Genomic DNA, 12,697 nt, shown 5'->3' with positions numbered 1-12,697 from the left:
GGTGTCCGACGCCGAGCTCGCGGAGCTCCGCGCCGAGGTGGAGCGGCTGAAGGGTCGTCGTACCGGCTGGTGGCGGCCGGTGGTCGCGACACTGCTCATCGTCGTGATGGCGATCCTGGCGCCCCTGTCGGTGGTCGCACGGTGGGCCCACGACACGGTGTCGGACACCGACCGGTACCTCGAGACCGTCGCCCCGCTCGCGAGCGACCCCGCCGTCCAGGCGGCGGTGACCGACCGGATCACCACGGAGATCGTGACCCGCCTCCAGGTCGACGACGTCACCCAGCAGGCCGTCGACGCCCTGAGCGACCAGGGCCTGCCGCCGCTCGCGGCCTCGAGCCTCCAGGCGCTGGCCTCACCCCTGTCGGACGCCATCGAGGGCTTCGTCCACGACCAGGTGCAGAAGCTCGTGGAGTCCGACGAGTTCGAGACCGCCTGGACCGAGGCCAACCGACAGGCGCACGTCCAGATGGTCGCGGTGCTGACCGGCAAGGACACCGACACCGTCCAGATCACCGACAACGCCGTCAGCATCAACCTCGCCACGCTCATCGACACCGTCAAGCAGCGCCTCATCGACCGCGGCTTCACGATCGCGGAGCGACTGCCCACCGTCAACGCGCAGTTCACGATCTTCCAGTCCGACGACATCACCAAGGCGCAGACCGCCTTCCGGCTCCTGAACGCGATCAACACCTGGCTGCCGATCCTCGCGCTCCTCTGCCTGATCGGGGCCGTCGCCGTGGCACGGTCGTGGCGGCGCACGCTCGTGGCCGGCGCGCTGGCGCTCGCCCTGTCGATGCTGCTGCTCGGCGCCGGCCTCAACCTCGGCCGCGAGGTCTACCTCAACGCCGTCCCGACCGACCAGCTCCCGCTGGACGCCGCGGCCGCCATCTACGACCAGCTCGTCCACTTCATCCGGCTCGCGCTGCGCGCGCTGCTCGTCGTGGCCCTGGCCGTCGCCTTCGTCGCCTGGGTCACCGGCCCCGAGCGGGCGCCGACGGCGCTGCGCTCGGGGACGTCGCGCGCCATCGGGGTGGCCCGCAGCGGCGGCGAGCGCGCGGGTCTCGACACCGGACGGCTCGGCGTCGCGCTCGCGACGTACAAGACGCAGATCCGGGTCGGGGTCCTCGGCCTGGCACTGCTGCTCTACGTGATGCGCGACCACCCGACCGGGTCGTTCGCGATCTGGCTGCTCGTGATCGCCGCGGTCATCCTGCTCGTCGTGGAGCTGCTCGCCCGACCGCCCGCCACGCCGACCCCACCACCCGAGTGACCGTCGGGTCCTCGGAGACGATCCGGCCGACCAGCGCCGAGCCGACCAGCACGGCGGCGAAGCCGATCAGCCAGGTCGAGATCGCCAGGATGACGCCCAGCGTCCCGAACTGCTCGGCGTTGGCGTGCACGTAGGGCGGCATCAGCCACGACGAGCCCCGGTTGTAGCTCACGCCGATCGCCCCGGTCAGCACCGCGCCGAGCAGCAACCTGCTCCAGGCGACGCGGCCGAAGAGCAGCACCCAGCTCGTCGCCCACCAGATGATCGTGAGGAGCACGACCTGGACGACGAACGCCGCCCCGTCACCGAGGAGTCCGCCCAGCCCGTCGGCGATCCGGCGCAGCGCGCCCGCGAGCTGCAGGGTCATCAGCCAGCCGAGCAGCCAGAGCAGGCACCGGCGCGCACCGGAGATGCCACCGACGTGGGGCACCTCCCAGATCCGCTCGTACATCCGCTGCACCGCCCGCGCGAAGCTCGTGGCCGAGAAGATCGTGATCAGCAGCCCGATGATGCCGGTCTGGGTGCGCACCTGGTCGCTGCTGACCTGCCCCTCGATCAGCTTCGTGCCGTCGCCACCGACGCCGGCCGCGTGGGAGAACGTGTGCACCGCATCGCCGCTCAGGTGCGGCAGGAAGGCGGTCAGCACCACCAGCATCGGGATCAGCGCGAGGAGCCCCTGCGCGGCGATCAGCATGCACCGGTCGATGAACTCGATCCGCACGAACTCGCTCACCAGCCGCCCGAGGACCGGGGTCCTCTCGACCAGGTCGACGGCCTGGTCCCGGCGGGTGCGGTACGTCGTCGTCGCCCGGTCGCGGATCGCGGTGAGATCCACCCCCACTCACCTCCCGTGTCCCCGCCGCCGGGTCCGGCAGGATGGGCCCATCCTCGGGTGGTGGCCGAGAGGGACGCTCACCCGAGGAGGGTGATTCGCGGAGGAGGTCGGCGATGACCGGATGGCGGCGCGTGGCGCGCGACATCGCGATCGCGGTGCTGGCGATCGTGCTCTACTTCGTCCTCCCGGTCGGAGGCGAGCTCGACCGCGGGCTGATCGAGCGTGGCGTGCTGAGCATCGTCTGGATCTCGGCCGTCGGCGCGATCGTGCTCTGGCAGGTGCTCCGCCAGATCGAGCAGCCCGCACGCCGGGTCGACGGCCTGGTGCTCTCGATGCTGTGTGGCGTGCTGGTCTTCGCCCTCGCCTTCTACCGGCTCCAGGTCGAGGACCCCACGCAGTTCCACGGCATGTCCACGCGGCTGGACTCGCTCTACTTCACGATGACCACCCTGCTCACGGTCGGCTTCGGCGACGTCAACGCCTCCGGCCAGGTCGCGCGCTTCCTCGTGCTGCTGCAGATGGTCTTCAACATCGTCGTGCTCGCCACCGCTGCCACGACCCTCAACAACCGCGTGCGCGAGAACGCCCTGCGGCGGGCCGAGGCACGGCGCAACCGCCCCTAGCGTCCCTGTCCGCCTCCTCCGGCGTGGCGACAAAAGACATTTACAGAAATACGTGGTCACCGTCCGCTGTGGTCACCCGAAGCGATTTCCAGCAGCCTCTCGGCTTACAGGTACGTCGGGGTCGACCGTTGTGGCCCGGACCGAAAGACGAAAGATAGGTCGAATCAGACTAGAACACTTGTTCGATTCGATGTACAATGTGGTATGGTCACGACGCAGACTCCTACCGCACCGTCGGTGCTGCTGGATGCCGCTGCAGAACAGACCCGACTGGCGTTGATGGCCGAGGCCGAACGACTCTCGTTGGCGCTGCGCTGGGCCCAAGCCCACCCCGCACCGGTCACCGACGCAGTCGTCGACGAGCTCGGCGACCTGATCATGTACGCCGACCAGCCCGCCACCCTCGCGGGCGAAGGTGCGCCCGGGATGAGCGAGTTCGCGGTCGCGGAGTTCGCCACCGCCTGCGGCCTGTCCACCTACCAAGGAAGGGCGCTCATCGGCGCCGCCCTCGAAGCCCACCACCGCCTCCCGAAGCTCTGGAAGCGAGCGATGGCCGGGGACGTGGCGGTGTGGAAGGTCCGCCGGGTCACCGAACAGACCCACCGCCTCCCACCCGGCGCTGCCGCCGAGGTCGACTCCGCCCTGGCGCCCGTGATCGGGACCTGCTCCTACGCCCAGATCGAACGTGCCGTCGCCGCAGCCGCCGCCCGCGTCGACGACGAACACGAAGAGATGGAACGCCTCGACCGCTGGCAGCAACAACACCTCGAGATCCGCCTCGACGCCGCCGCCCTCAACGGCGGCCTCGTGCCCGTCTCCGGGCTCCTCGACTATGTGGATGCGGTCGCCCTCGAAGCCCGGCTCAAGACCGGCGCCGCCCTCCTCGGCGAAACCCACCCCGAGCTCGACCTCGACATCCGCCGCGCGATGGCCGCCGGCCGCCTCGGCGCCACCGGCGATGCCGTGTCACGGGAGATCGTGGTCTACACCCACCACGAACCCGACCAGACCCACGACATCCTCGACGTCGAAGGCACCCACGGCCGGCTCGGGCACACCACCATCGAGCAGATCGCCGGCTGGTGCCAGCTCGCCGGCACCAAGGTCACCATCAAGCCGGTGTTGGAGCTGGACTCCGAGATCTCGGTCGACCGCTACGAGCCGTCCGCCCAGCAACGCGAGCAGACGATCCTGACCTGCCCCACCTGCGTCTTCCCCAGCTGCTCAAAGTCGGCCCGCGGCTGCGACCTCGACCACATCACCGCCTACGCCCACGGCGGCAAGACCACCTCCTGGAACCTCGCCCCCCTGTGCCGCTACCACCACCGCCTCAAGACCTTCGGCCACTGGACCTACACCAGGCTCGCCCGCACCCGGTTCGAATGGACCTCACCATCCGGCAAGCACTACCTCGTCGACCTCACCCACAAGCGACGACGAACCCGCTGACCCCACCCCACCGGCCGACGGAAAGGACCCGGTGGGGCCACCGTCATGTCTGGTCGAGGATCTCCCGAGCGGTGGCCGCTCCGGAGCGGACGGCGCCCTCCATGTAGCCGGTCCACTCGACGGCGTACTCGGCGCCGGCCCAGTGGATCCGGCCGATCGGCGGCCGCAGGGCCTCGCCGAACGCGGTCCACACCCCGGGCGCGAAGTGGGCGCCGTAGCAACCGCGGCTGAACTCCTCGGCGCTCCAGTCCTTCTCGACGTAGGCGGTCGGGTGCGCGGCGCGCGGACCGAGGTAGGTCACGAAGGCGTCGATGACCGCGCGGCGCCGGTCGGCCTCGGGCAGGCGCTGCCAGCGGCGTGCCTCGCCGCCCTCGACGAAGCCGAGGAGGATGCCGATCTCACCGTCGGGCGGGGAGACGTCGAAGGTGACCTTGACCGGGCCGGTGTCGCTGGCGACCTGGCCGTTGAGGCCCTGGTCGCGCCAGAAGGGGGTGGGATAGGCCGCGAAGGTCTTGGCGACGGTGCCGGCGGGCAGCTTCTGGGTCAGCTGGTCGCGCCAGGCGGGCAGCAGCGGGTCGTAGCGCAGGCGACCCGCGAGCGTGGGCGGGACGGCGACGACGACCCGGTCGGCGGTGATGGTCTCGCCGGCGCGCGTCGTCAGCCGTACGCCGGCGTCGTCCTGGGTGACGACCTCGACGGGGGTCGAGAGCCGGACGTCGAGGTCGGCGGCCATCCGTTCGGCGACCAGGACCGAGCCGCCGACCACGCGGTCCTGCTGGGCGCCGCGGTCGACGGCGAGCAGCGTCTCCAGGTCGGCGTTGCTGACGGCGTAGCAGAGCATGTGCAGCAGGGACACGTCGCTGGTGTCAGCGGCGAGCACCGCCTCGGTGGCGACCCGGAAGTAGGCGCGCCCACTGGGCGTGCGCAGGGTCCGTCGCACCCACGTCTCGAAGGTCTGGCCGTCGAGCAGCTCCGCCTTCGGGTGGGCCCACGGCCGCGCCGGGTCGACCGTCCGGGCGAGCCGGGCGAAGCGGGCCAGGCCCTGTGCGAGGTCGGCGAGCGCGACTGGGTTGAGGCGCGGGACGGCGCCCTTGGCGCCGTCGACCAGGGCCCGCCTGTTGCCCAGCTGGATGAGCACCTTGCCCTCGTCGTTCCAGGTGCGGAAGGTCTCGAGGCCGAGCTCGGCGACCAGCGCGTCCATGCGGGAGTGCCCCTCGCCGATCCAGGTGCCGCCCAGCTCGACCGGGCGGCCCTCGAGCTCGCCGCCCTCGACCCGGCCGCCGACGCGGTCGCGCGCCTCGACCACGACGACCTCGACCCCCGCCCGCTGCAGCTCGCGGGCGGCGGTGAGGCCCGCCAGCCCAGCACCGACCACCGCGACCCTCATGACCGCACCTCCAGCCACTCGTCGAACGCGCGGACGACGCGGTCGTGGCTCGCCACCGACGCCGACACGTCGCCCGGGATCCGAAGGACGTGGTCGCCGGGGACGACGAGCTGCTCACCCGGGAGCGCCTCGAGCACGTCCCGGTCGAGGTAGGGGTCCTCGGAGCCGATCACGACGAGCTGTGCGGCGGGGTAGGCCAGCAGCGGTGCCGCCAGGTCGGGCTCGCTGAGCAGCGGCGTGAGCCAGGCGGCGGCGTACCCATGCTCGGCGGCCGCCGCGGCGCAGAGGGTCCCGAGCGACTTCGCGACGACGAGGACGCGGACGTCGTGGCCGTCGACGGCCGCGGCCAGCTCGGCAGCGACCCAGGCGACCTCGTCGGCGTCGTCGTCGAAGCGGGGCACCTCCCACCAGACCTGCCGGACGTCCCAGCCACGTGCGAGCGCGACCTGGGCGGCGAAGAAGAGCAGCGGGCCGTCGGGCGTGTACTGCCGGCCCGGGAGCACGATGCAGCGACCGACGGCGGTGCCGTCGGTGGCGAGGTCGACGTACCGGGTCATCAGACCCGCCGCACGCACCGGAAGCCGACGTGCGAGGTGGAGTCGTTGACGCCGTGGCCCTGGCGGGCGGCCGGGCGGTAGCGCTGGCAGTAGTGGGGCGAGCAGAGGTGGGAGCCGCCCTTGGTGACGAAGCGGTCGGTCTCGACGAGGCGGATGCTGCCGCCGCAGCAGGGGCTGGCGGAGGCGGCGGCGCCGACGGCCTCGCCGTCGCTCGCGTGCGTGTCGGTCCAGCGGGTGGAGGTCCACTCCCAGACGTTGCCGATCATGTCGTGCAGGCCGAAGCCGTTGGCGGCGTAGCTGCCGACCGGCGCGGTGCGGTGGTGGCCGTCGGGGTCGTCGCTGCGCCAGGGGAAGGGGCCCTGCCAGGTGTCGGCCAGCACCGCACCGCCGGGGGACAGCTCGTCTCCCCAGGCGAAGTCACGGCCCTCGAGGCCGCCCCGGGCCGCGTGCTCCCACTCGGCCTCGGTGGCGAGGTCCTTGCCCGCCCAGCGTGCGTACGCCGAGGCGTCGGCCCAGCCGACGTGCACGACCGGGTGGTCGGGGATCTCCTCCCAGGAGCTGCCCGGTCCCTGCGGCGCCCGCCACGAGGCGTCCGGCTGCCAGCGCCACCACTGGGTCCAGTCGCCGAGGTGGACCGGACCGGGCGTCTGGGTGAAGACCTGCGAGCCCGGGACCAGCAGGGCCGGGTCGGCGCCCGGGAAGTCCGCCGGGTCGGGGGCGACCTCCGCGACCGTGACGTGGCCGGTCTCCTCGACGAACCGGGCGAACTCCGCGTTGGTCACCGGGTGCTCGTCGAACCAGACGTCCTCGACCGTCACCTCGCGGAGCGGTCGCTCCTCGGGGTAGTAGTGGTCGTTGCCGATGGTGGTCGTTCCTCCCCGGACGAGCACCATCCCTTCAGGGATCACGTGCCCTGTCTAGCAGAGCCGCCGAGGGATCTTCGCCCACATCGGGTGAGGCTGCGCCCGGTGAGACTCGGCACGATGCCGGAGTGACGTGGCCCCGGATCGGACGCCCGACGCGTCAGGACGCGGTCGCCGGGTTCGTGACGGGGCTGTTCAGCATTCCAGAGGGCATGGCCTACGCGAGCATCGGCGGCTTCAACCCGCTCATCGGCCTCTACTCCGGGATGGTCCCCACCGCGGTCGGGTCGCTGTTCGCCCGGACGGCACTGATGACGGTCACCCTGACCAGCGCGATCGCGCTGACGTCCCACAGCGTCCTCGACGAGGCCGGCCTCGATCCCGACGACGCCAGCAACATCGCGATGCTCACGATGCTCACCGGCATCGTCATGCTCGTCCTCGGGCTGGTGCGGGCCGGATCGCTGATGAGCTTCGTCTCCAACGCGGTGATGACCGGCTTCACGACCGGCATCGCCCTCCAGATCGTCGCCGGTGTCATCGGCGACGCCACCGGCTACAGCCCGGACGCGCACAACACCCTCGCCAAGATCGGCGACGCCCTCGCCCACGTCGGCCAGTGGGACCTCACCTCCCTCGTGGTCGCGATCGGGACCGTCGCCTGCTGGGCCGCCGTCCACGCCGTACGCCGCCTGGAGCCGTTCGCGATCCTGCTCGCGCTGATCGTCGTCTCGGTGGTCGTCGGCGTCGGCGGCTGGGAGGTCGAGACGGTGGGCGACATCGGCAGCATCCCGAACGCGCTCCCCCACCCCGTGGCACCCGACCTCGGCGCGGCGCCCGACCTGCTCGTCGGGGCCGTCGCCGTCGCGCTCGTCGCGCTCGCCCAGGCCGCCGGGATCGGCGCGGCGGTGCCCAACCCGGACGGGTCACGCACGAACATCTCGACCGACTTCGTCGCCCAGGGCGCCGCCAACGTCGCCGGTGGACTCTTCCGCGCCCTGCCGACCGGTGGCTCCCTCTCCCGGACGGGAGTCGCCACCAGCGCCGGCGCACGGACCCGGTGGACCGGAGTGTTCGCCGGCGTCTTCCTCGCCGTCCTGGTCGTGGTCGCGGGCAGCGTCGCCGAGCGGATACCGATGCCCGTGATCGGGGGCCTGATCATCGTCATCGGCGGCGAGCTGATCATCGGTCGAGTCCCGGACATCGGCCTGGTCGTGCGCACGGGGCTGCTGCCGACCCTGGCGATGGCGGCGACGTTCCTGGCCACGACCGAGCTCCCGCTCCAGCAGGCCATCCTCCTCGGCGCGGGACTGTCGCTCCTCCTCTTCTGCGTCAACGCGCAGCGCCGCGCCCGGCTCGTCGCCCTGGTGCGGCAGCCGGACGGCTACTGGCGCGAGGCCGAGCCGCCGGCGCGCATCGAGTCGCGCACGGTCACGGTCCTGCACTACGAGGGCGTCAGCCTGTTCGCGGAGATCGAGCGGTTCGAGGAGTCCTGGCCGCAGCTGGGCGACGCGGCCGACGCAGCGGTCATCCTGCACGTCCGGGCACTGCCCGACGTCGCCTCCTCGACGATCCTCAAGGCGCTCTTCCGGCGGGCCCGCACCCTCGATGCCCAACGCTGCCGGCTGATGGTGGTCGGCCTCGACCCCGCGATGCGGGAGGTCTTCGCTCGCACCGGACTGATCACACTGCTCGGGGAGGAGAACGTCCTCGTCCAGACACCTGCCTTCTTCGAGACCCTCGACCACGCCTACGACGACGCCGTCCAGTGGGTAGCGAGCCGACCGAGCGGACGCGCCCCGTGATGCTCGCGCCGACCCTTCGGGGCTACCGGCGCGAGTGGATCCGGTACGACGTGCTGGCCGGTGTCGCCGCGGGCACGGTGGTGGTCCCGCAGGCGATGGCCTACGCCACCATCGCCGGGCTGCCGGTCGAGGTGGGGCTCTACACCTGCATGCTCCCGATGCTCGCCTACGCGCTCCTCGGCGGCTCCCACTCGCTGAGCATGTCCACCACGTCGACGATCGCGATCCTCACCGCCGGGGTGCTCGCCGGGCTGCCCGAGGACCGGAGCGCCGACGAGCTGGTGCGGGACGCGTTCACGCTGACCGCGCTGGTCGGGGCCTGCCTGCTGACGATGCGGCTCTTCCGGCTCGGCTCGATCGTGGAGCAGATCAGTCCCGCGACGATGACCGGCGTGAAGGCGGGCGTCGGGCTCACCGTGGCCGCCACGCAGCTGCCGATCCTGCTCGGCATCGCCGGCGACCCGGAGGAGGAGGGCTTCTTCGGGCGGGTCGCCGACGTGCTCTCGCAGCTCGACGACGTCGACGGCACCACGGTCGCGGTGTCGGCGGCCGCCATCGGACTCCTCTACCTCCTGCGCCGCGTGGCGCCGCAGGTCCCCGGCCCGCTCGTCGTCGCCGTCGGCGGGATCCTGCTGGTCGCGCTGACCGACGTCGAGGACCACGGCCTCGCCCTCATCCCGCGGGTGCCCTCGGGCCTGCCGACACCGACCACGCCGATGTGGGGCGACATCACCGCCCTGCTGCCCGGCGCGTTCGCGATCGCCCTGATGGCGTTCATGGAGACCGTCGTGGTCGCCCGGGCCCAGCGCCAGCAGTCCGAGGAGCCCGTCGACGCGGACCGCGAGCTGCTGGCCAACGGGGTCGCCGCGCTGCTGGGCGGCTTCGCGCAGGCGATGCCGCCGGCGGGTGGCTTCTCGCAGAGCGCGGTCAACCAGCGGGCGGGCGCGCGGTCCCAGCTCGCCGGTGTCACGACCGCCCTGGTGGCCGTGCTGGTCGCTCTCTTCCTCGGGCCCGTCCTCGACGACCTGCCCGAGGCGGTGCTCGCGTCGATGGTCTTCGTGGCCGTCATCGGCCTGGTCTCGGTCCGTGCCTTCGTCGAGCTCTACCTCGTGCACCGGCCCGAGTTCTGGGTCGCCGCCGCCACGGCCGCGCTCGGCCTGACGGTGGGACTCCTCGACTCGGTGCTGATCGGTGTCGTGCTGACGCTCGTCCTGGTCATCCGCGACCTCAGCTCCTCGCGCGCCCAGCCGCTCCCCGCCGACCCGGGCGATCCGACCGACGTGCTCGTGCTGCGCCTGGTCTCCTCGCTCTACACCGGAAACGCCCGGCCGACCCAGGACGCGGTCCTCGCGGCCGCCCTGGACCGTGTCCCGCGCCCCGCGACGGTCGTCCTCGACTGCTCCGAGGTGCGCTGGGTGACCATGCCGTTCATCGAGACCGTCACCGCCCTCGGTGCCGACCTCCGTCGCGAGGGCATCTCCCTCGTCGTCGCCGGCCTCCCCGACCACGCGCTGGCCGCGGCCCGGCGCTCGCGCGCCTTCGCGGCGTTCGCCGACGCCGGAGGCGTTCGCTGAGCCCGGTCGACCTCAGGTACGCCGGATCGCGACGACCGTCGTGTCGTCGTCGCCGTCCGCGTGCTCGGCCAGCAGCCGGTCCAGCCAGGCCTCGAGGTCGTCGCCGACCGTCTCGCCGGCCAGCACCAGGAGTCGGTCCAGACGGTCGCGCAGGTCGGTGCCGCGGCGCTCGACCAGGCCGTCGGTGTAGAGCAGCAGGGTCTCGCCCGGCGCCAGGTCGATCTCGATCGACTCGGCCTCACCGGCGCCCACGCCGAGCAGCGGCCGGACCGGTACGTCGACCTCGGTCGCCCCACCGGGGACCACGATGAGCGGCGGTGGGTGCCCGGCGTTCGCGATCTCGATCCGGCCGGTGGTCCGGTCGAGGACCGCGACCAGCGCCGTGGCGACCCGCTGGTCGAGCAGCCCCGCCATCAGGTGGTCGAGCTGGTCGACGCACGCGCGGGGCCCGTGGCCCTCGAAGAGGTAGGCCCGGAGGGCGGTGCGCACCTGGGTCATCGCGGTCGCGGCGGCGACCCCGTGACCGGCGACGTCGCCGACGACGAACGCGACCCGGTCGCCGGTGAGGTCGACGACGTCCCACCAGTCGCCGCCGAGCTGGAAGGTCGAGGCCGGTTGGTAGCGCGCCGCGACCTCGAGGCCGTCGACCACCGGGGGGCGCTCGAGGACGACGCTGCGCTGGAGCGACTCGGCCATCACGATCTGCTCGCGCGAGCGGCTCAGCAGCAGACCGATGAGGTACTTGCCGAGCTCGTCGGCGATCTCGAGCTTCCACGGCGCCCACGGGAGGCTCCGACCGCGCACCACCTGGCGCCACTTGTCGAAGGACTTGCGCGGGCTCAGGCGTACGCCGGGGCTCTCGGCGTCGTAGAGCAGCTTGTTGCTGGGGTCGCCGCCCCAGTCGACGACCTGCTCCTGCTCGGGACGCACCCACAGCAGCCACCGGTCCGGTGCCGAGCCGACCCGCAGGGCGCCCGCGAACTCCGCGACGTCGGCGAGCTCGGGGATCAGCAGGGAGACCCGGTCGGTGCTCGTGGCGTAGCTGTCGGGCGACTCCAGCGCCGCGGCGAGCCGCTCGAGGGTGTCACGGTCGGGGACGGTGCCCACGGTGGTCAGCGTGCCGTCGTAGGACAGGGCGGCGCCGGTGGCGCTGACCAGCGACAGCAGCTCGGGGTCCTCCATCATCGAGATCAGCGGCGACTCATCGGAGGCCGCGATCCGCGCCGTCATCCGCGCCAGCACGGCGCGGCCCTCGAGGGTGCGCTCGCGTACGTCGGCGCGGACCCGGTCGGCCACCAGCTGCGAGGAGACCTGGCCGAGGAACTCCGCCGCCGCGCGGGCGTCGTGGGAGGGCCGGTGCGGACCGGAGTAGTGGTGGCAGGCGATCAACCCCCACAGCTGGTCGTCGATGACCAGCGAGACCGACATGGAGGCGGTGACGCCCATGTTGGAGAGGTACTCGACGTGGATCGGCGAGACGCTGCGCAGCGTGGAGTGGGAGAGGTCGAGCGGGTAGCCGTCGGCCGGGTCGAAGACCGGGTGCAGGGGCACCGGCCGGTAGCCGATGTCGGCGATCAGGCGGGTCCAGTTGACCGTGTAGAGCCGCCGCGCCTGGGCCGGGATGTCGGTGGCGGGGTAGTGCAGGCCGAGGAACGGGTTGAGGTCCTCGCGCCGGTCCTCGGCGACGACCTCGCCGTTCCAGTCCTGGTCGAAGCGGTAGACCATCACCCGGTCGAAGCCGAGCACCGCGCGGACCTCCTGCGCGAGCCGGTCGACCAGGTCGTCGAGCGTGGTCGCCGCGCCCAGCCGGGCCATCGCGCCGCGCGCCGACTGGTAGCTCATCGGCGACGGGCCGCTGGCGCCGACCGGCTCGACCTCCACCACGATCCGCGGACCGGAGCGGTGCACGCGCACGTCGCAGAGCTCGTCGGCGACCAGCGCCACCACCGGCTCGCCGATCTCGTCGTACGGCGCCCGCGCGGCCACCTGCTCCGCGGCCGGGGCGCCCACCAGGTCCGCCAGGCGGCGGCCCAGCGCCGCCTGCGGGGTGACGCCGAGCATCCCCTCGACGTTGGCCGAGACCATGACCGCGCGCAGGTCGTCGTCGAGCGCGAGCAGGATCCCGTGCGGCTGGATCGCGCCCGGGATGTGGATCGGCTCCCGGTCGCAGGTCGTGAGGTCGGCCTCGGCGTACGCCGGCGTGTGGGTCCCGCGGGGCTCGGACACGTGCGCCTCTCGTCGTCGCCCGCTGCTGCGGGCTGGACACAGTGTGTCCTATGGGTCGGTGTTCGGGCTCGCCCTTACGGGTATCCCGGCGGGTATCTCGCC

At 72.4% G+C, this 12,697-nt stretch carries 10 protein-coding genes; 5 read left to right on the top strand and 5 right to left on the bottom strand.

The genetic code is table 11. The features are described 5' to 3' along the window. The first annotated feature begins 1 nt into the window (after position 1). Positions 2–1,276, top strand: a complete 1,275-nt coding sequence (locus K8U61_RS08675; protein ID WP_224122598.1) for a hypothetical protein — start codon at positions 2–4, stop codon at positions 1,274–1,276. Here K8U61_RS08675 and K8U61_RS08670 read toward each other — a convergent pair. Next, on the bottom strand, positions 1,212–2,111 hold the full coding sequence (locus tag K8U61_RS08670) for a YhjD/YihY/BrkB family envelope integrity protein (RefSeq protein ID WP_224122597.1): 900 nt from the start codon (positions 2,109–2,111) through the stop codon (positions 1,212–1,214). The genes K8U61_RS08675 and K8U61_RS08670 overlap by 65 nt on opposite strands. Before the next feature lie 113 nt (positions 2,112–2,224). On the opposite strand from K8U61_RS08670, the gene K8U61_RS08665 reads away from it, so the two are divergent. Both K8U61_RS08665 and K8U61_RS08660 read left to right on the top strand, forming a co-directional pair. Further along, on the top strand, positions 2,225–2,734 hold the full coding sequence (locus tag K8U61_RS08665) for a potassium channel family protein (RefSeq protein WP_224122596.1): 510 nt from the start codon (positions 2,225–2,227) through the stop codon (positions 2,732–2,734). 204 nt (positions 2,735–2,938) lie between these two features. Then, entirely contained in the window at positions 2,939–4,183 is a 1,245-nt protein-coding gene (locus K8U61_RS08660; RefSeq protein WP_224122595.1) for an HNH endonuclease signature motif containing protein, read from the top strand. A 43-nt stretch (positions 4,184–4,226) separates the two neighbouring features. On the opposite strand, the gene K8U61_RS08655 is transcribed toward K8U61_RS08660, so the two are convergent. From K8U61_RS08655 to K8U61_RS08645, 3 genes are read right to left on the bottom strand one after another with little or no spacing between them, the layout of a single operon-like run. Beyond that, positions 4,227–5,570 (bottom strand): flavin monoamine oxidase family protein, encoded by a 1,344-nt coding sequence (locus tag K8U61_RS08655; protein ID WP_224122594.1) that lies wholly within the window; start codon positions 5,568–5,570, stop codon positions 4,227–4,229. Beyond that, positions 5,567–6,127 carry a hypothetical protein gene (locus K8U61_RS08650; RefSeq protein WP_224122593.1) on the bottom strand — a complete coding sequence of 187 codons (561 nt, stop codon included), beginning with the start codon at positions 6,125–6,127 and terminating at the stop codon, positions 5,567–5,569. Before K8U61_RS08650 ends, K8U61_RS08655 begins: the two co-directional genes overlap by 4 nt. Then, positions 6,127–7,035, bottom strand: coding sequence for a formylglycine-generating enzyme family protein (locus K8U61_RS08645; RefSeq protein ID WP_224122592.1), 909 nt, complete (start codon positions 7,033–7,035; stop codon positions 6,127–6,129). The genes K8U61_RS08650 and K8U61_RS08645 overlap by 1 nt, the downstream gene beginning before the upstream one ends. Before the next feature lie 83 nt (positions 7,036–7,118). On the opposite strand from K8U61_RS08645, the gene K8U61_RS08640 reads away from it, so the two are divergent. After that, a complete protein-coding gene (locus tag K8U61_RS08640) occupies positions 7,119–8,795 on the top strand; it encodes a SulP family inorganic anion transporter (protein WP_224122591.1) in 1,677 nt (558 codons plus the stop codon). Next, positions 8,795–10,369 carry a SulP family inorganic anion transporter gene (locus tag K8U61_RS08635; RefSeq protein ID WP_224122590.1) on the top strand — a complete coding sequence of 525 codons (1,575 nt, stop codon included), beginning with the start codon at positions 8,795–8,797 and terminating at the stop codon, positions 10,367–10,369. Before K8U61_RS08640 ends, K8U61_RS08635 begins: the two co-directional genes overlap by 1 nt. Positions 10,370–10,381: 12 nt before the next feature. On the opposite strand, the gene K8U61_RS08630 is transcribed toward K8U61_RS08635, so the two are convergent. Then, positions 10,382–12,595: a SpoIIE family protein phosphatase gene (locus K8U61_RS08630; RefSeq protein ID WP_224122589.1), complete on the bottom strand. Its 2,214-nt coding sequence runs from the start codon at positions 12,593–12,595 to the stop codon at positions 10,382–10,384. Between the last annotated feature and the right edge of the window lie 102 nt (positions 12,596–12,697).

Source organism: Nocardioides mangrovi, assembly GCF_020073815.1.
Taxonomy (GTDB): domain Bacteria; phylum Actinomycetota; class Actinomycetes; order Propionibacteriales; family Nocardioidaceae; genus Nocardioides; species Nocardioides mangrovi.
This window is presented reverse-complemented; position numbering and strand designations above follow the sequence as displayed.